Origin of the sequence: Robinsoniella sp. RHS (assembly GCF_001029355.1) — a bacterium.
GTDB lineage: Bacteria > Bacillota > Clostridia > Lachnospirales > Lachnospiraceae > Robinsoniella > Robinsoniella peoriensis.
Map to the genome: position 1 here is coordinate 1 of NZ_JNGB01000117.1, position 23,351 is coordinate 23,351.

Consider the following 23,351-nt stretch of genomic DNA (forward strand, 5'->3'; position numbering starts at 1 on the left):
GGGCGCAGGATATTTGAGAGGAGCTGACCTTAGTACGAGAGGACCGGGTTGGACTGACCTCTGGTGTACCGGTTGTTCTACCAAGAGCATGGCCGGGTAGCCAAGTCGGGAAGGGATAAACGCTGAAGGCATCTAAGCGTGAAGCCCCCCTCAAGATGAGATATCCCCCGCATAAGCGGTAAGACCCCTTGAAGACGACGAGGTAGATAGGTTAGAGGTGGAAGTGCAGTAATGTATGGAGCTGACTAATACTAATAGGTCGAAGGCTTATCCATAAGGTTTAGGATAATGTCAATAAAGTTGATATGATCAACGAAGTTGGTAATGCAAGAACGGATGATAATTTGATGAATTTCTATGTGTGATTTTGAAGGTATATGTATGTGAGGCAGCTAAAGATAGCTGCTTTTTTTGTGTATAAATTTATGGATAAGCCAGTAATATGAGGTAAGAATGAAACATGAAAAAGAATAGTAGGTAACATAGTAAAGAATAAATAATGAAAAAAATAATAGGCATCATAGTAAGGAATAAATAATAAAAAAAATAATAGGCATCATAGTAAAGAATAAATAATAAAAAAATAATAGGCATCATAGTCAGTCGTGGATCAGCAAAAATAGTGAGAAAACACGGAAGACCATAGGTAACTATAAAATATAATGAAAGTCTACAAAATATAAACGATTTAAATTTTACATAAACTTTAAATAAAACAAGACTAGAATTAACAAATCCCATGTAGAATATAGACATAATAAAGTTACAAAGTAAATGTTATAATAAAGTGGGAGGGAAATATGCAGGTGATATTAGGGTTTGTTTTAATGATAATAGGAATCTCTTATTGCACAGAGTCTATTCTATCAACGCATAAACGTGCATTAAGGCTTGTGAAACAGGCCGATCAGAATGAATATTTTTCATTTTGTGCAAGAATATTTTTTGTATCATCATTTATTGTATTCCTGTCGAAGATTGCTTATCTGGCGGAAGCTATTTCCTACCAACAGAATATATACTTCGTTTTGGGAATATGTATCATAGGATTTGTTCTGGTGTTATTTATAAATAAAAGGAAGACGGGTATGTTTTTTCTTGTTAACACCGTTCAGGGTGATAAAAATAAATTGTATGTCGGAAAAAAAGCTTTAGAAAAATAAATAAAAAGTGCTGATTTGATTGAACCTACTCCTAATTGTTAGACCAAAAATCTATCGATTAGGAGTTCGGTTTAATACGTCAGCACTTTATATTTATTTGGAAATATTTTTTAACCTTATATAAAAACTGATTTGTTATTTCAGGGAAATATAAGGATTCAGGCCGCCGGGGATATCCGGATTATGGTCTGTTTCAATGGCCTTGTAAAATGCCAGCATCTGACATATATTTATAAATGGAATACCCCAGGCAATGGGTTCAACAATGGCATGCAGGGAAACATGGTAATCCGATTCCCAGTAGTCTTTTGTATGATGTCCCAGAGTAATAACATAAGAACCACGGTTTTTTATATCTTTGATCATCTGCTTTTGGTAATTACTTTCATTGGGGTTAATGATAATAAGAAACAGTTTTTTTTCATTTGCCAGGACAATAGGTCCGTGCCGGTAATCCAGAAGATTAAAATACTCTCCGGGAAGTATACATATTTCAGTAAATGCCAGACTTCCTTCACTTGCAATTCCGCTGATTTCCCCATCTCCCAACACAGTTACATTATTCCATTCTTTTTGTGCTATTATCTGACACATTTCTTTGTGTTCTTCTAAAAATGCTGACTGGTTTTCAAAAAATGTTTGAAATTCCGCTGCCAGTTGCTCGTTTTCTATATAGATCGCCAATAACATTGTTAATGAGTAGTAAATATTCGAAATAGTTCTTGTCTGGCATACGCTATGGTCAAAAGCCCATGGAATCTCCAGTGTAAAGTCCAGATATGGTTTCAAAGAACAATCGGTCTTTGCGATAATACCCATAGTTTTAAAGGTTGTAAGTTTACGCAGCTTTTCTAAAGCAAATAATACTTCACTGGTTTCACCGGACCGGGAGGCAACGATAACCAGAGCGTTGGTAAATATCCTGCTGTATTTCTCCGGTGACAAAATAATCTCACCGCCGGAGACAGCTACTGTTTTTTTGTCAGTGTACATGGAGAACATAGCAGCGGCACCCTCACTCAGCATAAAGCCGGATCCGCAGCCTATAAAAATAATGTTTTGGAAGGGTTTTTTTATAAATTCATAAATCTGATCGTGTTTTTCTTTAAAAAGTGCCTGTGTTTGCATAAGAGCAGAAGGCTGGGAAAAAATTTCAGTTTGAATGGTATACATGTGGTTCCTCCTTTGATATTTGCTCTTTTAAATGAAGAGCTAATTCTGATAGTTCGTGATGATATATATTTTGAGCAGCCAGTAAGATGCCGCCTTGAACGGGCGGAAGATAAGGGGGAGTAAGGGTAATCGCAAGCTGCTTTAAATATCTTTGAAGGGGGTCAAGTATAAGACCTTCGTTTTTAAAAATTCCTCCGGAATAAGAAACGCGTACCGGAGTTTCAGGTGAAAATCCCAGTTTTCGATAAATTGCTTTTATTGAAATAAAAAGTTCATAAGCTGCCATATCATACAAGCGGCGGGCATTAGCATCGCCTTTCTTGGCAGCCTCACTCAAATACATCTGCATTTTTGCAATACCTTCCCGATTTCCTGACAAGAAGTTATTATAATATGAGACCATATCCTCTTCATCATGAAGAGAGAGGGTATTATGTATTACATCATATAAGTACGAACGGTCTTCACGATAATCACATTCTTTAGCGAACAGTGAAAGTGTCTGCATTCCCAGCCAGTAAGCGGAACCTTCGTCTGAAAATACGGTATGCCATCCATTAGCCCTGGCACTTTTTCCTTCCATATTTTCCCCGTATGCAATGGCACCGGTGCCTGCTACAATATGTATACCATGAGATAGGTTGAGGGATCCGGCAAAACCTAATGAAACATCGTTGCAGAGCATTAGTACAGCCTGAGGCAGAAGAGCGTGGAAATATCCGGAGATCTTCCGGTCTGCAGCGGAATCTTCACCATAGCAGGGGATGCCGAAGGCTGCACTGCAAATTTGTTCTTTGCGGCATCCGGCTGTTTCAACAAGCTTGCTGATCCCGTTTTCCACCAGATCACATACACCGGAAATACCGATCTGGGGATGGGAACAGCCGGAAGTTTCGAAGCGGGCGGCAACAGACCCGGAGTAGGTAGTCAGCATCCAGGCGGTTTTAGTTCCGCCCCCATCCATACTTAAAAGATACTTCATGTTGGTTCCTCCTTTGCATACTCCATGCATCTCGATCCTTATCTTAAATTTACTGTTATTGGATGTACTTGACATCCGTTAATTCAGTTCCACTCGGTAAGAGAAGAAATCACTTTTAATAAAGGCGACGGTATACTCAATGATATAATTTCTGGAAAAAGTGATTCTTTCAATCTTAATAGAAGTATCAGAAGTTTTGATGCCTAATAGCAGTGCATCTTCTCGTGAAACGGGGACTGCAGTTATGTTTTCAGTAGCCCGTTCCGGTATAATATTAAATGACTGCATCGTTTTATAAAGTCCGTTTTCCTTAATTTTCTCAAGGGTCATCTCAGGATAAATGCTCACCGGTATGTATGAAGTTTCCACTGCATAAGGAATGTCCTGGGCATATAGGCAGCGTATTAACTCATATACCATATCGTCGGGATTTAGTTTCAGATTTTCCATTACCTTACCTACTGCCGGTATTTGTTTAAATGATAGAACTTTATTACTATGCGTAATTCCTTTTGCTTCAATGTTTTCACGAAGGCTATAAAATTTTGTCAGAGTCTGTTCTATTCTGCGTACAGAGACAAAGGTACCTTTGCCCTGCTTACGGTAAATATAACCGTCTTTAGTTAATAAGTCCAGAGCATCACGGACGGTAATGCGGCTGAGCGCATAACGCGTACATAATTCCCGTTCGGTAGGCATTTTATCGTGTGGCTTCCACTCGCCGGAAGTTATTTTCTCAACTAATATATCGTAGAGCTGTGTGTATTTGAAATTATTTTGAACGTCGTTATTTTTTGACATACAGGATCCTCCTTAAATATGATTATGACATTACAGCGGAAATAAATCTTAAAGGTATTAATATAATATAACAACTATTAAAAATGTGCAAGGGCTTTTTGAAAAATAAAAATAAAACGTAATAATGTATAAAAAATGACTATAAATATTGTTGAATAATGATAAAAAGTGAATAATTTGCATAAATGTATTGCAAGTAGTATAAACTTGTCTTATAATAGCAATACAAGTTAGATAAGGGAAACGTAAGGACAAGAAGAATATTGGTTCTATAAAAACAGGATCAATATAGGAAGAGAGGTGAACGGGGGTTCATTTTTATGACGACTTGATAAGTGCAATATTCAAACATTACCCCATGAATAGAACAAGCAGGTTTGTTCTATTCCCAAATCAGTAGTGTGAAAGCGGTTTTCTTTCACACTTGATCCGGAAAAAATCAGGAGAAGGTTTGGATCAGATAGGTAAAGGATGCCTTGTAGCAATTTAGAAAACAAAACCATAATTTTGGTTTATGTAAATTTGGAGGATAATACTATGAGAAGAAAAAAAGGAATCACAGTTATTTTGACCTGTATGCTGGCTATGTCTTCAGTTCTTTATGGCTGTTCCGGTAAAGAAAATTCAGAAGCACAGAAAAAAGATGAAACGAAAACAGCGGTATCTTCGGAAGCGGATCAGCCGGATACGCAAAATGCAGAGGCTAATGGAGAGCCTGTGACACTTTGGATGCATAACGGTCCTGCATTTGTAAAGGCAACAAAGGAACTGGCGGCAGAATTTGAGGCTGAGACCGGGATCAAAATTGATATACAGGTATTTCCGTATGATGTTATGAGTCAGAAGATGAAAGCTTCTTTTACTGCCGGGAATGAGCCTGATATTATTCAGGGATTCGGTGCATGGATGCCGACCTATATCAACCAGGGAGTGTTAGCTAAAGTACCGGATGATATGGCATCAGATTTAAAGGTGAATTTCCTGTCCGGTGCAGTGGAGGGGTATGAAAAAGATGGCTCCTATTATGGTGTTCCCATCGAAATGCAGATGGAAAGCGGATTATTTTATGTGCCGGAAAAGGCTAAGGAGTCCGGAATAGAAGGGGCACCTAAGACTTTTGAAGAAGTTATTAAAATTGCCAAGGATCATGTGAAATACAATGGAAATGTTCTGGAATATGGCGGTCTGGAATTTGACAACGGTGACAATGTTGCACAGTTATTCCTGTCCTGGATACTGCAGTATGGCGGAAACTTCTGGGATGAAAGCAGGACCCATATGGTTCTCCAGTCGGAAGAGGCAAAAATGGCATGGCAGAAACTGGTGGATCTTATCGAAGCAGACAAGGTCACAGATACTAAGCATATTACTGGGGATATCACATCAGATGTATTTTTCTTTAACAAGAAAGCAGCGCAGCTAATCAAAGGATCCTGGGCTTCAGCGATTGGTGAGGAGTTGAAAAATGATGATTGGGAATATACATTTCTTCCTCCGGTCACCGGAGATGAACCGCATTTTGTTGTGGAAACCGGATGGGCTTATGTAGTATCTGAAAATAGTAAGAATAAAGACAATGCCTTTAAATTCATACAGTATTGTCTGCAGCCCGAAAAGTCACTTGAGTTTAATCTTGCAACAAAGACAATTCCGTCTTTAAAAGCATTAGTAGAAGATCCGGCATATACGGAAGCGGAAGAGAATGTACGATTTAAGGACCAGTTCCAATATTTAAAATATGCGCAGAATGTAGGCCCGGTTCAGGATATGGATTTTGTCAAGACCACAATCCGGGATATATTTAAAAGCCAGATTGATGGCAAGTATACCACAGAGGAAGCTTTGAATAAGGCTGAGACGGATATTAATCAGCATATCGATTCTCTGTTAGCCCAGACAAAATAAACAGAATGGAGAGTGCTGCAAAATAAATTTTCCGGACTTTATTTTGCAGCAGTTCCTTAAGGAGGCAGGATGATGAATAAAAAAGTGAAGAGGAAACAGGGTATCAGCCGCCGTCAAAGAAGATTTGTCATAATAGGGCTGACTCCCATTCTGATTGTATTCTTTGTCTTTTCCGTTATACCGATATTTTATAGTTTTATCATGTCGCTTTTTAATCATAGTGGATTTGGCCAGGCACCTTTTGTGGGTTTGGATAATTATGTTCAATTAGTACATGATACGGAATTTTTAGGTTCATTGAAAAATACAATTATTTTTGTTCTGATTGCGGTGAATGCAAATATCGTTATTTCAACATTGATGGCAGTTGTAATCAAATCAATAAAAAAGCGGAAAATCCGTTCATTCTTCAGAGGATGGTTTTTTATCCCGGCAGTTATTCCTATTGTAGCGTTATGCTATGTCTGGGCCATTATGTATCAGCCCAGTTCCGGGATTATTAATAAAATGCTTTCTTTAGCAGGAATAGCACCTGTTAACTGGTTAACAGGCAGCAGTACGGCATTAATTGCGATTATCATTACTACTTTGTGGTGTGATCTGGGATATAATATTGTTTTAATTCTGGCAGGAATGGACAGCGTTCCTGAAATGTTTCTGGAAGCTGCTTCTATTGACGGTGCGAATTGCGTACAGAGGTTTTTCCGGATTACGCTTCCCCTTTTATCCAGAAATATGCTATTTGTCAGTATGATGACGTATATCACCTATTTTCAGGCTTTTGCCCAAATACAGATTATGACCAAGGGCGGACCCAATAATGCGACCAATGTCATAGCCTACAATATTTACAATTATGCATTCCAATATTCCCAGATGGGTTATGCTTCTGCAATGGCAATGGTATTACTGGGAATCATTTTAATTATATCCATGGTACAGTTTTTTAGTGTAAAGTCAGACTGGGAATATTAGGAGGGGGGATACCATGAAGATACTGTCAAAGATTTTAAAAGGTTTTATATTAGGTATAGGGTTCTTGGTAGTTGCCTTTCCGTTTCTATGGTGTGTTCTGCTTTCTTTTAAAGGAAATGCGGAAATTATGAGTATAGAGTCCTCATTCTTTCCTACGCAGATTGTCCTGGATGGATATAAGAAGGTTTTAACAGAGGCTCCGTTTATGAGATGGCTGTTTAACAGTATTGTAACGTCTGTTCTTGCCACCGGAATTGTGGCACTGACCAGTTGTCTGGGAGGATATATTTTTGGTAAATTTCAATTTCGAGGAAAAAATATACTGTTTATGGGAATATTGGCAACCATGATGGTTCCCTTTCAGGTAACGATGATTCCAACGTACCTGATCAGTAATAAGCTGCATATTTTAGATACACTTGCGGCATTGGTAATTCCTTATATGGTTTCCGGATTCGGAATCTTTCTGTGCCGTCAGTTTGCGGAGAATGTGCCGGATGAGATTATGGAAGCCGGACGGATTGAAGGAGCCGGAGAGTGGCGGATTTTTTTCGGACTGATTATTCCGATGATCAAACCCGCGATATCGGCACTTTGCATCTTTACTTTTATGGGCAGGTGGAATGATTATTTATGGCCGCTGATTGCACTTACCAGTGAGAATAAGATGACCCTGCCCCTTGCGCTTAATTTTTTCAATTCCAGTCTGTTAACGGATTATAACTCATCAATGAGTGCGGGGGTTTTAGTAATGCTGCCGATTATAATTGTATATTTTATTTTCCAGAAGCAGTTTGTAGAAAGTATCACATTAACGGGGATTAAGTAGAGAGGTGACAGGTTGAAAGAAAAGTACTTTCAACTTCCTTAATTTATATGAGCGCTTAAAGCGCACGGATGGGAGCAAAAATGAGAGAAAACGGATATTGTAAATTTGTATTTATCGGAGCGGGAAGTTCTGTATTTACGCTGCGTCTGATTGGGGATATTTTAAAGGAAAATAGTATTAACGGCGGACATATTGCGTTGGTAGATATTGACGGGGAAGTTTTAGAGGAGACGAAGGAAGCTGTTATTCATCTGATACATTTTGCGAAGCGGGAGTTTGAGATCACTGCCCATACGGATTATAAGCAGGCGATTCCGGATGCCGACTATGTGTTCATGACGATAGCGACAGGAGGATATGAGCGGTGGAAACAGGATATCAGAATATGTACGGATCACGGAGTGCTGCAATCGGTAGGAGACACAATCGGTCCCGGTGGGATTATCAGGACGCTGCGAACAATACCTGTGATATTAGATATTGCCAGTGCCATGGAAAAAGTGTGCCCTGATGCCTGGATGATTAATTATTCCAATCCGGAGGGTGCCGTTTGTCTTGCTCTTCAAAAGTATTCCAGGATTAAGAACTTTGGCCTTTGCCATGGTACACCGGATACGGCACAGTGGCTGGCTGAAAAAGTGTTTCAGGTTGACCGGGAGCGGTTTTCTTACCGGGCAGGGGGAATCAATCATTTTACCTGGTTTACAGATATGAGGATTGACGGGGAAGACGTGTACCCTGAACTTAGCCATGCATTAAATAGAAGTGGGATGGATAAGAAAGAGCCCATATCTGCGGAACTATACCGCATTTATGGATGTTATCCTGCCCCAGGAGACCGGCATGTAGGAGAATTTGTGCCGTATTATTTAAAGGATAAGATCCTGAAAGAAAAGGATTACGAATGGAAAAATAATGATTTTAAGGTGGTGGATGGTTGGAGGGATCAGGCCAGAGAGCTGTTCGACGAGGTAAGAATGCATAACAGGGGATTTGAGAAACTGCTGGAAGGTTCCGGTGAAACTGCGGCAAATTTTATAAGATCTCTGAATACAGGGGAAATCTCCAGTGAAATGGTAAATGTAGTGAACAGAGGATATATTGACAATGTCTCACAAGATATCATTGTAGAACTGCCCACTTATATTGATCAATTTGGTCTGCATCCCCAGAAGATAGGGAGGCTGCCTGACGCTATTGCTGCGCAGTGTGACAGGCTGGGAAGAGAATATCTTCTCATGGTGGAAGCAGCGGTATCATGCAGTTATGAGAAGGCATTACAGGCGGTGTATCTGGATCCGCTGTCAGCTAATTGTCTGTATCCGGAGTTACTTTTAAAGGATCTGATTCATGCAAATCTGGACTTGCTGCCGGAAGCATGGAAAGAGAAGTAAAGGGGGATTCGTCTTCATGTGGGCAAAAGAAAAGCAGTATCTGAGAGAACTGGCTAAGAGGCAGACAGCATATGCAAATCTGCCGGAAATGGAACAGAAAAAGAAAAAATGGATGGATGTAAATACGGGGAAAAAGACGGTTCCGCCCGTAGTTGTGGAGACAGAGACATTCCGGCAGTACATGGTACCTGATCATATTCTGTACTGTACGGATCCAAAGGCACGTGAAATCGAATACCGTTTGTTAAGGAATATTCGTGAATATGAACTGATTCAGGATGACAAAGTGATTCCGGATGTATTTGAGATTCCAATTCAGGCAGAGATTGATGAATTTGGCTTTCCTATAGAGGAATGCCATGCGTTGGATGCCAATGGCAGGGATGTCGGCTATGAATATCATTCGCCAATCCGGGATCTGGAAGAGGATTTTTACAGGCTGAAACCTGCAGTAATTAACATAAACCATAAAAAGACACAAAATTCCTATGATTTTGTGCAGGATATATTAGACGGGATTATGTCAGTGAGACTCACAGGAACCCCGCCAATGATTGCACTTCCTTTTCAGGCAGTAAAGCTACTGGGCCTTGAAAATTATATGATGTCCATGTATGACTGCCCTGAAACCCTGCATAAACTGATGCACTATTTAACGGAAAACCAGATAAAGGTAATGAAATATTATGAGAAAAACAGAATTCTGACTTTAAATAACAGCAATCAGGAAACCTGCCTCAGCAGCTATGGCTTTACGGATCGCCTTCCTGTGACGGGAGCAGAAAGTCCGACATTAAAGGATGTCTGGATCTGGGCAGAAGCGGAGGAGGCAGCATCCATATCACCGGATATGTTCCGCGAGTTCTGCCTTCCATATATGGCAAAGGCATGCAGAGAAATGGGTCTGATTTATTATGGATGCTGTGAGCCAATGCATAATATATGGCAGGATGTCATAAAGGAAATTCCTAATATACAGAAGGTATCCGTATCGCCGTGGAGCAGCCAGCAGAAAATGGGAGAAATGCTTCGGGGAACAGACGTGGTGTTCTCCAGGAAGCCCTATGCAAACTATCTGGGCGTAGAAAGCAGGCTGGATGAAGAAGCCTGGACAAAGCATATTAAAGAAACTTTGGATGCGGCAAAAGGATGCCAGTGTGAATTTATTATGCGGGATGTTTACCGCGTACGGGATTTGGAAGATGTGAGGCGGGCGGTTGAAATTGTCAGAGAGCAGGCGGAGGAGTCGGCTGGTTAAGTGTATAGAATTAAGAAAATAAAATGTGTTATTACTTAGATATCAGGAAATAACAGAAGAGGGCAGGGAAGGCGCAGAGATGCAGCAGGCTGATGCAGAACCGGGTATTGTACAATAAAAACTAAAGACCCGGAGACAGATGGAAGCGCTGAAATTATGTCATCCGCCTTCCCGCTCATCATATGCCCTGTTAAAATATTCAGTAGGACTCAACCTGGTATACGCATGGAAAATCCTGCTAAAGTAGAACTGATTGTTATACCCCACCAGTGAAGCAACGTCTTTAATCAGTAAATCTTTATTATTGCAGATAATCTCTTTTGCTTTTTCCATTCGTTGTTCGGTTATATATTGGTTAAAAGACTTATCCATGTATTTTCTGAAAATTTTACTGAAATAAGGCTGTGAAACACCGAAAGTGCTGCATATACTGGTCAGAGAAATTTCCTCTCCAATATTACAATCCACATAATTTCTCAGAGATTCAAGAAATTCAGGAGCATCAACTTTTTCTATTGTTAAAACCTGCTGACTTTGTAATAGGAGATCAGTGAACCCGTTTTGAACATCCTCCAGTTGGTTGGCTTCAGCTAATATCTCTTCTAAAATATCCTCTGTTTCAAGCAGCCAGCCGGCGATGTTCTCCCTGTTATATTTTTGGGACAGATATAAGATTTGCTTCAGCATATGGGATATATAGATCTGAGGTCTTTCCTCAGATGCCCATTGTCTGAACAGTGTTCGGAGTTCATTTTTTATCTTGCCATATTCCATCTGATGAAAGATATAATCGATTTTATCCAAAATCTCATAAGCATCTTTTTGATTAACTTCCACATATTTATTGTTGTCATCCAACTCGCTTAAGACCTGTGTCTTTCCAATTATAATCTTTTTATCCAGCAGTTTATAAAGTTTTTTCATAGTTTCCGGTATATCGCGGATACTGACAGGCCGTGTCATATATACGAAAGTAAAATATACATCTATTTTTTTGTACTGCTTCATGATTTTTCTATTAAACATTCTGATATCGCTGTTTCCGATCACTTCATATGGGATCAAATATAAACCTTCATTTAAATCTCTGCCATAAACGGCTATTGTTTCATCCTTTTCTGAATAAATTTCCAATTCTCCGCTTCGCTCAAATCTGCCTGGCATACCCTTTACCCGAATAATTGAAAGAAAATATTTATCATATGGAAAATAATGTTTTACTTCCATCGGATCCACAGATTTCTCCTTAGACATCTTTTTCAGCAGCCGGTTTCGGTTTTGATAAAATTGCTTCTCCAGCAGCTTCTCGATCTTATTCATAGTGTAAATGAATTCTGACGGTACGATAGGTTTTAGAAGATAATCATTTACCCCATAGGATATGGCTCTTTGTACATACTCGAACTCACTGTAACCGCTGATGATCAGGATAAGGCTTTCCGGATTTTTTCTCTTTATTTTAGAAACAAATTCTATCCCATCCATAAGTGGCATGTGCACATCTGTAATGATAAGATCCGGTTCCAATTCTCTTGCCATGGAAATTCCATCCACACCGTTTTCTGCAATTCCAACCAGATCAAAATCTTTACAGTATTTATAGATCAATGTTTTTATGGGTTTAATTGCCGGCGGCTCATCCTCTACGATCAGTACTCTATACATCTTCTATATCCACCTCCATATAAAGAAAAGGAATCTCGAACCACACTACCGCACCCCCAGCGTTGTTATCAATATAAAATTCCAGATCATCCTGATATCTGAGCAAAAGTCTGGCATATGTGTTTACCAATCCCATGCCTCCTATTTTCATTGTGATATTCTCACGGGAGTGCAGCAATTGTTCTTTGGTTCTTTTGAACTTTCCTTTCAGTTCCTCCAGGCAGGATTTCGTGAATCCCTGTCCGTTATCCTGCACACTGATTCTGAGCCTTCCGTCTTTACGAACACCGCTTATTTGAATCAGCATATTGTCTGTTTTATTCTGAAAACCATGGTTCATGCAGTTTTCCACAATCTGCTGCAGTACAATTTTGGGAATTCTCTGCTCCCGGACATCGGCTTCTACGTCTATGGTAAAATTCAGTTTGTAATCGTAGCGGCACTTTAACAGGAATAAATACTGCTCTACATACTGGATTTCACTGGATAATGTGGCATATTTACAATCCGTATCTGCGGAGTATCTCAGCATGGCAGCCAGTTTTCCACAAATGATACAGATACTTTCGTCACCGCTCTCAATTCCCTTTCCCGAGATGACATTTAAAACATTATAGATAAAGTGGGGGTTCACCTGTGCCTGCAAAAAATTAAATTGAGCCTCCATCTGTAAAACTGCCAGGCGCCGCTCCTGAATCATAGCCTTTTTTAGCCTGACCATGGAATTTTGATAAGATTCGCTTAAGGCAGTTATCTCATCGTCTGATTCTTCCAGTTTGGTAGTCTGACCCATATTTTCAATCTCCGTGGTTTCAATCACCTTTTTTAATTTATTCAGGGGCTTGGTGAGGTAGTTGGATATGATATAAATAAAGGACAGCAAAAGCAAGTAGACTGTCACCATGATAAGCACGCACATCTTTAAGATATAGGCGCTCTCTTCCATGACTGATTTTCGGTCCGCTCTTACGATTACCCGGATGCCATATGCTTCCTGCCCGGCTTCCCCAAACAAATATTCCTGAGAGTATAAATTTTCCGGTTCAGCCTTGCCTGATGTAGAAAACAGCAGTTCTGTATCATTGCTCAAAACAATGACCTCCCCATTGGGGGTTGCAATTTTTAATAGCTCTTGCAGTTTATCAGTATCAAACTGTATCTCTATGTATCCCGTATTTTTTCCAAGGACTTTTTTTATGATTGAGAATACCTCAACCTCATTTTTATATCCCCAGATATCCTTATGGGTATTTACCAGTACCGGCTTCCCCTGCTTTTTATTTACCATTTGTAGCCATGGCATAGAATGAAAATCTACATTTTTATTGATAGCTTCATTGATTCCGGTTTTCATGGCAATTATTTCACCGTTTTCATTAAAATAAAGAACTCTGTAAAAGCTGTTCATTGTACTGTCGATGATCATACTGTTTTGAATGGTATTTCTTGCGCCATCCAGGTATTCACCCCGCATTCCTTCGGGGTCGCCCAAGATTATGATGGATCTCAAAACCTCCGGATCGGACAGCATGAACCGTATTCGGTATTCCATTTTTTCTGTCAATGCATTGAACTGGTTCAGGATCTGTTCTGCCATTAGGTCCAGATTATTCGTTTTATCCTGCGTATACTGTTTTGTGCTGTATTGATAAAAATATATCCCCAGTCCGGAGACCACCAAAAAGAAAAAAGCGGCATAAAGCAGTACTAATTTTGTTCGAAATCGCATGGTCTCCCCCTGACGCCAGAACTTTACCCCATATTTTCATAGATATCCGGCATATATTCCAGCAGTAATCTGGGGTGTGGCTAAAATATCTAAATTAATCATAACATTCTGTAATTAAAATTAATAGTAAGATTTTTTGGCAATTTCAATAAAGGCTGTGATATTTTCCCAGGGAACCTCCGGCTCTAATATATGGGATGGTGCGATCAGCAGTCCGCCGTTTATCCCTAATATTTTCTGTACCTGATGTACTTTTGTCCTTACATCTTCCGGTGTGCCAAATGGCATGGTAGTCTGAGTCCCTATCCCTCCCCAAAAGGAAATCTTATCCCCGTATAAATGCGCAATTTTTTCCAGGTCATTGCATTCAGGCTGAACCGGATTCAGGATATCAATTCCCTCCTCCAGAAAATAAGGAATCATGTCCTCAACTTTTCCGCAGCTGTGTAAAAAGTAAAGTACCTGGGGGTTTATCTTTTTACCAGCATCCACAATTCTTTTTATACGTACCTGAAAAAATTCTCTGTACAGGCAGGGACTTATCATGGGTGCCAGCTGTGTGGCAACATCATCTCCCAGGCGGATAATATCCACCCCGGCTTCGGCATATTTCTGAGCCTGTCTGATACGCAGACGGGTAATCTGTTCACACAGTTCATGTACCAGCTCCGGTTGTTCATAAAAGTCGATCAGCAGTTCTTCCAGACCACGCAGCATCCATGCCGTCTCAAAAATGGTGGAATACATATCACCCGTAACGGCATAACCTCTTTTATGGTAGGTGGATACCTGCTCTCTCAAACCTTCATAGCGGTAATCTGCGTCAAGATCCGGCCATTGATATGCCCTTATATCTTCTAAAGACTGGGCTTTTGATAGAGGATGATACCGGAATTCCAGAAAATGATCCTTGCTCCCACGGATTCCTCCCGCACCGAATTCATCCAGTACAATATCCGCTGGCAGCTCTTCGTCATAATAAATGCTGACATCCCGTATCTTCCTGCTGGGACCAACACTTACCGTTCTCACATCAAAATCATAATATTCTTCCGGTGGAAGGTTCGTTCCTGTTATTTTGTGATATGTTTCCATGACACCGGGTGTGAAAGCACCCCAGCTGATCTCAAATGGCATACGATCCGGGTTGCCTTCTCTTCGCATCGCCCGGAGTACCCTTTCTCTTGGCTGCATGTTATTCCTCCTCTCCAAAACGTTATCCTTTAACAGAACCGGCTGCCATACCAGCAATTATTTTTTTATTGAAGAAGATAAATAATATGAGCATGGGAATTGTAATGACAACGACGTCGGCAAACAACAAGTTATAAGAATTGGAAAACTGGCCTATAAAGTTGTAAATTGTCAGCTGAACGGTTGCGTTTTCTGTACCCGGAAAAAAATAAAGGGGATTCACAAAATCATTGTATATAGTAATAAAATTAAGAATAAAAGCGGTGGCGGATACCGGTTTCAGCATTGGAAATATAATGGATGTATATATTTTCAGTGGAGTGCATCCATCCATAAGTGCCGCCTCTTCCAGCTCTCTAGGTATAGAAGACATATAACTCCTGTAGAGCATGATGGAAAAGGGAAGCTGCAGCGAACTCTCTATCATTACCATACTGAAAAATGTTTTGTAGATATGCAGGCTTTTCAGCAGCCAAATCGTGGGCATAATGGCAGGTGGAATCATCAGGCCTGTCAGAAAGATAATGCTGATAACGCCGGAAACTTTTCCGGATCTTCGCTGAAGGACATAAGCGGCAGCTGATGCAGTCAATATAATTGCGAACACAGACAACAGTGCAATGAGAATACTGTTTTTAAAAGCCGTAAGCAGTATATAATTATTAGCCTTTATTACTTCAATATAATTTTCAAAATGCCATTCTGCGGGGATATCTAACCTTAACAGATTAGCCTCTTTTCTGCCTTTAACGGAGTTAAAAAATATTAAAAAGTAAGGTACAATAAAAATAAGTACGGCCGTTACTACGGCGACAGCCTCCGCAGCAAGTCTCTTTACCTTGAATTTTTTCATTTAATATTCCTCCTTTTTCAGCAAGTAAGATCTCAGAGGAAAAACAAATATGACAATTAGAAGGAACAAAATCACATTTCCAGCTGTGGACAGACCATAATATCCTGCGGCATATTGCTTGTATACAATGGATGCAACCACATCTGTGGCATATCCGGGACCTCCTTTTGTCATAGACCAAACCAGGTCGAAGGATCGCATTCCGCCAATCAGGGATAGGATGATTACTGTGTTCAGAGAAGGTCTTACCAGTGGAGTAGTAACATATCTTATCTTCTGAAAGACTCCGGCACCGTCAATGTCCGCTGCTTCATAGTAGGCTTTGTCAACTGCCAGAATACCTGCCAGGAAGATGATAACACCAACCCCCGTCCCTTTCCAGATATCTGTAAGTACAATGCTCAAGATTGCCGTATCTGCATTTCCTAACCAATTGATAGTAGGAAGATGCATGGCCTGCAGAACGGTGTTGAAAAGACCTTTCGTGGGATGCATCATCGCTGCAAAAGTGATTCCTACGGCTATAGTACTGATTAAATTGGGAAAAAAGACAACTGCCCGTAAAAAATTTTTCGTTTTCAATTTACCTGACAGCAGGATGGCTATTCCATAAGCTAATATTGTTTTTGCCCCACTGGTCAAGAATGCATAGATCAGGGTATTTTTAATCCCGATCCGCAGAGATCTCTCTGTAAAAAACTGTATAAAATTCTGGAATCCAACAAATTTAAAATCTTTCAGGTTCCAGACTGTCATACTGAAAAATACTGAGGTAATCATGGGGATCAGGAAAAAGATGCTGAAAATGAAAAGTGCGGGTAATGTAAACCAGTAAGTATATATTTTTTTATCTTTCATAATCTTCTCACTTTCTTTGGGGGCTGCCCTAAGTGAATCAGAGCCTGTATGATAATACGTTATCTTCTGCTCGCCCCCAGTTTGAGGTATAAATGTACCTGATTTAGTCGATACAGTTCACAGTTTTACCAGTCTAAACCCATTTGAATCGCCTGTTTCTTACAATCTTCGTCATAAGCGGCTGCTGCTTCTTCACCGGTTAGTTCTCCTGTGGTACACTCTACGCAGATTGTCGGACATTCCAGACCTTTTACTTTCACCAGATTATCAAGAACAGGGCTTGTCTTTCCGGCATTGAGATAAGCCATCATGTCATCCTTAACTGCTGGATATGTATTATCCGGCATTACATAGTCCTTTACTACCACAGGTCCATTGGGCAGTTCTTTACCGCAATAGGCATCCAGTCCGTCTTTGGATACATAGAGTTCCATAAATGCTTTTACCGCTTCGGGATGTTCGGTATTCTTATTTGCATAGACTCCATTAGGCATCCAGAGTGTAAGTCCCACATCGTTAGGATCATCTCCGGGAATACCAAAGACACCAATATCATCAATAGCGTCAGGATACAGATTTGCTATATTTCCTAATACCTGTGTAAGTGCCGGCCAATGTGCACCCTGTCCGGTTGCGATCATGTCGCATCCGTCATTATAGGTTGCTGCAAGATAATCTTCGTTATAATAGCCGATCAGATCCGCATATTTATCAAAGCTTTCTACCATTGCAGGGGTGGTTGCAAATTTCATCTCTCCCGCGTCGAACTTTTCCGGGAAATCAGGAACTTTCTTCAGTGCATTGTAGTTATCTCCAAAGAAGATAAGCTGTGCGGTCCAGGAATCAGCGCAGGTTCCAATCATAGCCACCTTTCCTGACTGTTTGATCTTCTCACAGTTTTTAAGAAATTCATCCCAGGTCTTTGGAATCTCCAGGTTCAGTTCCTCATAGATAGGCTTGTAGTATACGATAGCGCCTGCCTGAGAAGCAAACAGGGGAATTCCATAGGGTTTCCCATTTACGGAAGTAGATTTTACAAAGTTTTCATCCAGTGTATCGATAAAAGGTTCTCCCGTCAGATCCATAAAATATTCTTCCGGATTTAGTGCGTAGAATAGCGAGCCGGAATTATAGGACTGCAGGTCTGGCATATCGCCGGATGCCAGTCTGGTTCGGATTAGATTGTCCCCTTCTGCACCGCCGGGAATCAGTTCCAGTTCCACATTCAACCCCAGTTTTTCCTTTGCCAGGGCAATCACAGCTTCTACACCTTCCGAAGAGGAGTCTGTATCTTTTGCAAAGGTTATGGTCACTCCTTCATAAGGTAACGCACCTGCGACTGGAGTTTCTCCATTGGTGGAATCCGCCTTTGCGGTTTCTTCGCTGGGAGAATCCGTCTTTGCTGATTCTTTATTGGTTGTTTTCTCACTGTTACCTGTAGTTTTGGCACTCTCATTTTCACCGCATCCTGAACACATGGAGACCAGCATCGAAATACCCAGTACTGCCGCTAAAAATTTTTTTCCTCTCATTTCTTATCCTCCTTTTGGTTTTTATGGATTTATTTTATCATGCAGCTGCTGTACTTATACATTAAAAATCCAATCCTATACCATATAATATTGAATGATAATATATTATTTATTTACAAAATTTTCCATTAAAAAAGCCGGAGGTTGATTTCTCCGGCCACAGCAGCATTTCTGATTTATATTTATTAGGAGCAAAGTGTTTTTAGAAGTACCTTGCATGTTGCCTCCTGAAAAAAATTGTAGTGGCATATGCCAGGTTTTATACAAAAATTATTTGCAATACCACTTTTATTGTTTAGATACCTATAATTTAAGTGTAACATATAGGGAGAAGATCGTCTATCAGCAATCAGATGGAGGTCACCTAATATAAAAAAGTATAATGAAATGCAAAAGGATACTTGAAAAAATCAAGTACCCTGTGACAGATATCCGCTTGATTCTGATTATTGATAATCTTAAGGCTAATTAAATTTTTATCATAGAAATGTAAAAAATCTACATTCAATCTGAGAAAAACATAATTTTTAGTTGACAAATAAAAAAGAAAAGCATATACTGTACTAAATTAAAGTATTGAACCAAAACCGATGAACAAGAGTAGTAAATAAGATTCGTTATTCCCAGAGAGCTGCCGGTGGTGTGAAGGCGGTAATAAAGATTTTATTGAATGGACTTGCGAGGGCAGCTCAAAATCACAGCAGTTAACGGAAACCCTGTAAATAATGCAGAGTGGAAGAGGTGAGAGTAGACGCTGACGGGAGCCTTATCCGTTATCAACGAGGTATGTATGATCGTACATAAAAAGAGTGGCTGAGTGATCAGCAACTTGGGTGGTACCGCAGAAGCTACAGGCTTTTGTCCCTTGGATATAGGGGGCAGAGGTCTTTTTTTATAGCTAAAATGCAGTGGCAGTATTGCAGGCAGGTCTGCAATATGTAACGGGAATGAAGACAAAAAAGGAGGAAGTGACCATGATGCAGCCAAGCTGTGACAAAATTTTAGAATTAGCAGGGGATTATGATGTGATCCCGGTTTGTAAGGAAATATATGCGGATGTTATAACACCGATCACCTTACTTCGGAAACTTGCAAATATCAGCAAATGTTACTATCTGTTAGAAAGTATAGAAGGCGGCGAGAAATGGGGACGATATTCCTTTTTGGGATTTAATCCTGTGATGCGGGTTTTCTGTAAAAATGATGAGGTTACCATCACGCGGGATGGGGTTATGGAAAAAATTAGTACGAAAAAGCCCCTTGAGGTAATACGCTCCATAATGAAAGATTACAAGGCTCCGAATCTGGAAGGGCTGCCGCCATTTGCGGGTGGGTTTGTTGGATACTTTGCATATTCTATGATTGGATATGCGGAACCCACATTAAATATCAATAAAGGTAATTTTAATGATTATGACCTGATGTTGTTTGATAAGGTAATTGCTTATGACCATTTAAAACAAAAGATCTGCATTGTAGTAAATATGAAAACAGACAAGGTGATGGAGAATTATGGCAAAGCTATGGCTGAGATAGAGAGTATCACCAATATTATACGAAATGCACCGATTCTGGAGGATCAGAAGATTCAGCAGAAAGTTGAATTTACCTGTAATGTAAGCAAGGAAGCCTATTGTGAGATTATTGAAAAGACGAAAGAGTATATCGTAGACGGGGATATATTCCAGGCAGTTATTGCCAGACAGTTTACAAGTCCTTATGAAGGGAATCTGATCAATCCGTACCGGGTGCTCCGGACTACCAACCCTTCTCCTTATATGGTGTATATGAATATCAATGAGGAAGAAATAATTAGTACATCACCGGAGACCCTGGTGCGTCTGCAAAATGGCAGGCTGACTACTTTCCCGGTTGCCGGTTCAAGGCCCAGGGGGATAAATCAGGAAGAGGATGAAAAACTGGAACAGGAACTTCTGGCAGATGAAAAAGAACTTTCCGAGCACAACATGCTGGTAGATCTTGGTAGAAATGATCTGGGAAGGATATCGAAGTTTGATACAGTGGAAGTAACAGAGTATCAGATGATTCATAAATATTCCAAGATCATGCATATCTGTTCTCAGGTAGAAGGAAATATTAGGGAAGAATATGACGGATTAAATGCCATTGAAGCAGTCCTTCCGGCCGGCACCCTGTCAGGTGCACCGAAGATCCGTGCCTGCCAGATTATCAATGAGCTGGAGAGTGAACAAAGAGGTATTTACGGAGGGGCGCTGGGATATCTGGACTTTACCGGTAACCTGGATACCTGTATCGCCATTCGTATGGCGGTAAAGAAAGACGGCAAAGTATATGTGGAAGCAGGAGGCGGAATTGTGGCTGACAGCGTTCCTGAGAAAGAATATGAGGAATCGGCTAATAAAGCGGCAGCAGTTATGAACGCCATTATGAATGCAAAGGAGGTCCTGGAATAATGATATTATTGATTGATAATTATGATAGCTTTTCTTATAACTTAGTACAGATGGCGGGCAGCATCTGCCCGGATATTAAAGTGATCCGAAATGATGAAATGAGTATTGATGAGATCCGCAATTTAAATCCTTCGCATATTATCTTATCGCCGGGACCGGGATATCCCAAGGATGCAGGCGTATGCGAGGAAGTTGTGGAAAAATTGCAGGGTAAAATGCCCATTCTGGGTGTATGCCTTGGACATCAGGGGATCTGTGAAGTGTACGGAGCAAAGATCGGTCATGCAAAAGAGTTGATGCATGGGAAAAAAAGTACGATTAAGATTGATTCAGAGTGCCCGTTGTTTGAAGGACTTCCTGAAAAAATAGATGTGGCAAGGTATCATTCTCTGGTAGCAAAAGAAGAAACCATACCGGATTCTCTATTCGTTACAGCGGTGGATGAAATGGGCGAAATTATGGCGGTACAGCATAGAGAAAATTCCGTTTTTGGTGTACAGTTTCACCCGGAATCCATATTAACCCCCCAGGGGAAGGTGATATTGGAAAATTTTCTGAAGTTATCATAACAGACAATCATGCAATGGGATAGAGCATTACATTGTTAAAATAATTTTCAGATATGATACCCAGGGGTAAAAAAATATGCATATGGGGCATTCATAGATCAGAGCGTGTTTGAAAATTCATTCCCGCCATCTGCACGCCCCACTTTGCAGCATATTTGCCCAGAATGCAGTAAAATTTCGATAATAAATAGAAAGCAGGAGGTAATTAGCATGATTAAAGAAGCAATTAATAAAGTGATGAATGGTAACAACCTGACATATGACGAATCTAAGGCAGTTATGGAAGAAATGATGGATGGAACCGCAACCCAGGCACAGATGGGGGGATTTCTGACTGCATTGCGTATGCAGGGGGAGACAATAGAGGAAATCACTGCATTTGCTACGGTTATGCGTGAAAAGGGCATAAAATTAAAACCGGAAAGAGAAGTAATCGATATTGTTGGAACCGGCGGAGATGAAGTCGGAACATTTAATATTTCTACAACAGCTTCTTTTGTAGTTGCGGCAGGCGGGGTTCCGGTTGCAAAACACGGAAACCGCAGTGTCTCCAGTAAATGCGGTGCAGCGGATGTATTAGAAAATCTGGGAGCAAATGTTTCGCTGAGCGTAGAGCAGAATGAAGAGATACTGAAAAAAACAGGAATGTGTTTCATGTTTGCCCAGGTATACCATTCATCCATGAAGTATGCAGCGCCGGTACGTAAGGAATTAGGAGCCAGAACGGTATTTAATATATTGGGTCCGCTTTCAAACCCGGCAGCGGCGACAATGCAGCTTCTTGGCGTTTATGACAGAAAACTGGCGGAACCGCTGGCGCAGGTGCTTTCCAATCTGGGAGTTACAAGGGGCGTAGTGGTATGCGGAAATGATGGCTTGGATGAGATTACACTTACCGGAGAAACTGTGGTTTATGAGATCCGTTTTGGAGAAATTACTTCTTATTCAATTGCTCCGGAACAGTTTGGACTGAACCGGTGTGAGCTTTCCGATCTGGTAGGCGGAGATCCCAAAGAAAATGCTAAGATTACAGAAGATATCTTATCCGGTAAAGAACGCGGGGCAAAAAGGGATGTCATTTTAATGAATGCCGGAATGAGTCTTTATCTTGGAATTGATGATATTACCCTGGCGGATGGAATTAAAATGGCGGCAGACCTCATTGACAGTGGTAAGGCATATGCGAAAATGGCAGAATTTATTAAGACTACAAAGGAAATGTGAGGTGCCAGAATGATATTAGATGAGATTGCTGCAGATACTAGGCTGCGGGTGGCAGGGGCGAAAGAAAGAGTTTCAATGGAAGAAATGATGGACAGAGCGCTTAGCATGAACGCGAAGACCGGTTTCCCGGTTGAGCAGGAGTTGAAAAGGGAAGGAATCCACTTTATATGTGAAGTGAAGAAAGCTTCTCCTTCTAAGGGATTAATTGCAAAAGAATTTCCATATCTGTCCATTGCGAAAGAATATGAGGAGGCGGGGGCATCTGTGATTTCCTGCCTGACTGAACCAACATATTTTCAGGGCAGTGATCAATATTTAGAAGAAATAGCAAAAGAAGTTTCCATACCGGTACTGCGTAAGGATTTTACCATAGATCCCTATCAGATTTATGAAGCAAAAGTGCTTGGAGCAGGCATGGTACTTTTAATATGTGCACTGCTGGATACGGAGATACTAAAAGAATATATCGGAATCTGCGATAAACTGGGCCTATCCGCCTTGGTGGAAACCCATGATGAAAGCGAGATGCAGAGTGCATTAAGAGCAGGTGCCAGGATCATCGGGGTTAATAACCGTAATCTGAAAGATTTCACTGTGGATATCCATAACAGCACCAGACTCCGTGCTTTGGCACCGGCGGATGTGATCTTTATTGCAGAGAGTGGAATAAAGACGGCGGAGGATATCCGGGTTTTGCGTGAAGCAAAGGTAAATGGGGTTTTGATTGGAGAGACGTTAATGCGAAGCAGCAATAAAAAACAGATGCTGGATTCCTTAAAGCGTGGATGAAAATTCAATCCTGCTAAGTGTAA

General features: G+C 40.6%; 19 protein-coding genes, 1 rRNA gene and 1 other annotated feature. Of the genes, 10 read left to right on the plus strand and 10 right to left on the minus strand.

The annotated features are described in order from the left end of the window. Positions 1-275 (plus strand): 23S ribosomal RNA (locus tag RHS_RS24465); the annotation flags it as partial. Positions 276-1,298: 1,023 nt separating this feature from the next. Here RHS_RS24465 and RHS_RS24475 read toward each other — a convergent pair. The 3 genes from RHS_RS24475 to RHS_RS24485 all read right to left on the minus strand — a co-directional run bounded on the left by RHS_RS24475 (position 1,299) and on the right by RHS_RS24485 (position 4,119). Then, complete coding sequence (locus tag RHS_RS24475) at positions 1,299-2,336, minus strand: SIS domain-containing protein (RefSeq protein WP_047834645.1); 1,038 nt, start codon at positions 2,334-2,336, stop codon at positions 1,299-1,301. Further along, entirely contained in the window at positions 2,317-3,318 is a 1,002-nt protein-coding gene (locus RHS_RS24480) for an N-acetylglucosamine kinase (protein WP_052377874.1), read from the minus strand. The genes RHS_RS24475 and RHS_RS24480 overlap by 20 nt, the downstream gene beginning before the upstream one ends. Positions 3,319-3,396: 78 nt before the next feature. After that, positions 3,397-4,119 carry a GntR family transcriptional regulator gene (locus RHS_RS24485; RefSeq protein ID WP_047834646.1) on the minus strand — a complete coding sequence of 241 codons (723 nt, stop codon included), beginning with the start codon at positions 4,117-4,119 and terminating at the stop codon, positions 3,397-3,399. A gap of 537 nt (positions 4,120-4,656) precedes the next feature. Here RHS_RS24485 and RHS_RS24490 point away from each other — a divergent pair. From RHS_RS24490 to RHS_RS24510, 5 genes are all read left to right on the plus strand, one after another. Beyond that, positions 4,657-6,024, plus strand: a complete 1,368-nt coding sequence (locus RHS_RS24490; RefSeq protein ID WP_395023513.1) for an extracellular solute-binding protein — start codon at positions 4,657-4,659, stop codon at positions 6,022-6,024. 69 nt (positions 6,025-6,093) lie between these two features. Continuing rightward, the gene (locus tag RHS_RS24495; RefSeq protein WP_242849124.1) at positions 6,094-6,999 is read left to right on the plus strand and encodes a carbohydrate ABC transporter permease; all 906 of its coding nucleotides are present in this window, start codon (positions 6,094-6,096) and stop codon (positions 6,997-6,999) included. Between the two features lie 13 nt (positions 7,000-7,012). Further along, positions 7,013-7,828: a carbohydrate ABC transporter permease gene (locus tag RHS_RS24500; RefSeq protein ID WP_044289499.1), complete on the plus strand. Its 816-nt coding sequence runs from the start codon at positions 7,013-7,015 to the stop codon at positions 7,826-7,828. An 80-nt stretch (positions 7,829-7,908) separates the two neighbouring features. Continuing rightward, a complete protein-coding gene (locus tag RHS_RS24505) occupies positions 7,909-9,222 on the plus strand; it encodes a hypothetical protein (RefSeq protein WP_047834647.1) in 1,314 nt (437 codons plus the stop codon). 16 nt (positions 9,223-9,238) lie between these two features. Beyond that, positions 9,239-10,480 (plus strand): hypothetical protein, encoded by a 1,242-nt coding sequence (locus tag RHS_RS24510; protein ID WP_047834648.1) that lies wholly within the window; start codon positions 9,239-9,241, stop codon positions 10,478-10,480. A 159-nt stretch (positions 10,481-10,639) separates the two neighbouring features. Here RHS_RS24510 and RHS_RS24515 read toward each other — a convergent pair whose 3' ends face one another. From RHS_RS24515 to RHS_RS24540, 6 genes are all read right to left on the minus strand, one after another. Beyond that, on the minus strand, positions 10,640-12,145 hold the full coding sequence (locus RHS_RS24515; protein ID WP_047834649.1) for a response regulator: 1,506 nt from the start codon (positions 12,143-12,145) through the stop codon (positions 10,640-10,642). Further along, positions 12,138-13,874: a sensor histidine kinase gene (locus RHS_RS31895; protein ID WP_395023514.1), complete on the minus strand. Its 1,737-nt coding sequence runs from the start codon at positions 13,872-13,874 to the stop codon at positions 12,138-12,140. The genes RHS_RS24515 and RHS_RS31895 overlap by 8 nt, the downstream gene beginning before the upstream one ends. A gap of 120 nt (positions 13,875-13,994) precedes the next feature. Next, on the minus strand, positions 13,995-15,068 hold the full coding sequence (locus RHS_RS24525; protein ID WP_047834650.1) for a uroporphyrinogen decarboxylase family protein: 1,074 nt from the start codon (positions 15,066-15,068) through the stop codon (positions 13,995-13,997). 22 nt (positions 15,069-15,090) lie between these two features. Further along, positions 15,091-15,921, minus strand: coding sequence for a carbohydrate ABC transporter permease (locus RHS_RS24530; protein ID WP_044297223.1), 831 nt, complete (start codon positions 15,919-15,921; stop codon positions 15,091-15,093). After that, entirely contained in the window at positions 15,922-16,779 is an 858-nt protein-coding gene (locus RHS_RS24535) for a carbohydrate ABC transporter permease (RefSeq protein ID WP_044297224.1), read from the minus strand. Positions 16,780-16,904: 125 nt separating this feature from the next. After that, complete coding sequence (locus RHS_RS24540) at positions 16,905-18,311, minus strand: ABC transporter substrate-binding protein (RefSeq protein ID WP_044297225.1); 1,407 nt, start codon at positions 18,309-18,311, stop codon at positions 16,905-16,907. A gap of 581 nt (positions 18,312-18,892) precedes the next feature. Then, positions 18,893-19,180: a binding site (T-box leader), on the plus strand. Between the two features lie 105 nt (positions 19,181-19,285). Between RHS_RS24540 and trpE the strand changes: the two genes are divergently transcribed. Beyond that, a complete protein-coding gene (trpE, locus tag RHS_RS24545; protein WP_027294962.1) occupies positions 19,286-20,746 on the plus strand; it encodes an anthranilate synthase component I in 1,461 nt (486 codons plus the stop codon). Further along, positions 20,746-21,315 (plus strand): aminodeoxychorismate/anthranilate synthase component II, encoded by a 570-nt coding sequence (locus tag RHS_RS24550; RefSeq protein WP_044297226.1) that lies wholly within the window; start codon positions 20,746-20,748, stop codon positions 21,313-21,315. The genes trpE and RHS_RS24550 overlap by 1 nt, the downstream gene beginning before the upstream one ends. Positions 21,316-21,406: 91 nt before the next feature. Here the strand turns inward: RHS_RS24550 and RHS_RS31900 are convergent, their stop codons facing one another. Further along, positions 21,407-21,481 (minus strand): DUF6783 domain-containing protein, encoded by a 75-nt coding sequence (locus RHS_RS31900; protein ID WP_377146398.1) that lies wholly within the window; start codon positions 21,479-21,481, stop codon positions 21,407-21,409. Positions 21,482-21,525: 44 nt separating this feature from the next. On the opposite strand from RHS_RS31900, the gene trpD reads away from it, so the two are divergent. Both trpD and trpC read left to right on the plus strand, forming a co-directional pair. Further along, positions 21,526-22,539 carry an anthranilate phosphoribosyltransferase gene (gene trpD / locus RHS_RS24555; protein WP_027294960.1) on the plus strand — a complete coding sequence of 338 codons (1,014 nt, stop codon included), beginning with the start codon at positions 21,526-21,528 and terminating at the stop codon, positions 22,537-22,539. A gap of 9 nt (positions 22,540-22,548) precedes the next feature. Next, on the plus strand, positions 22,549-23,328 hold the full coding sequence (gene trpC / locus RHS_RS24560; RefSeq protein ID WP_047834651.1) for an indole-3-glycerol phosphate synthase TrpC: 780 nt from the start codon (positions 22,549-22,551) through the stop codon (positions 23,326-23,328). Positions 23,329-23,351 lie beyond the last annotated feature (23 nt).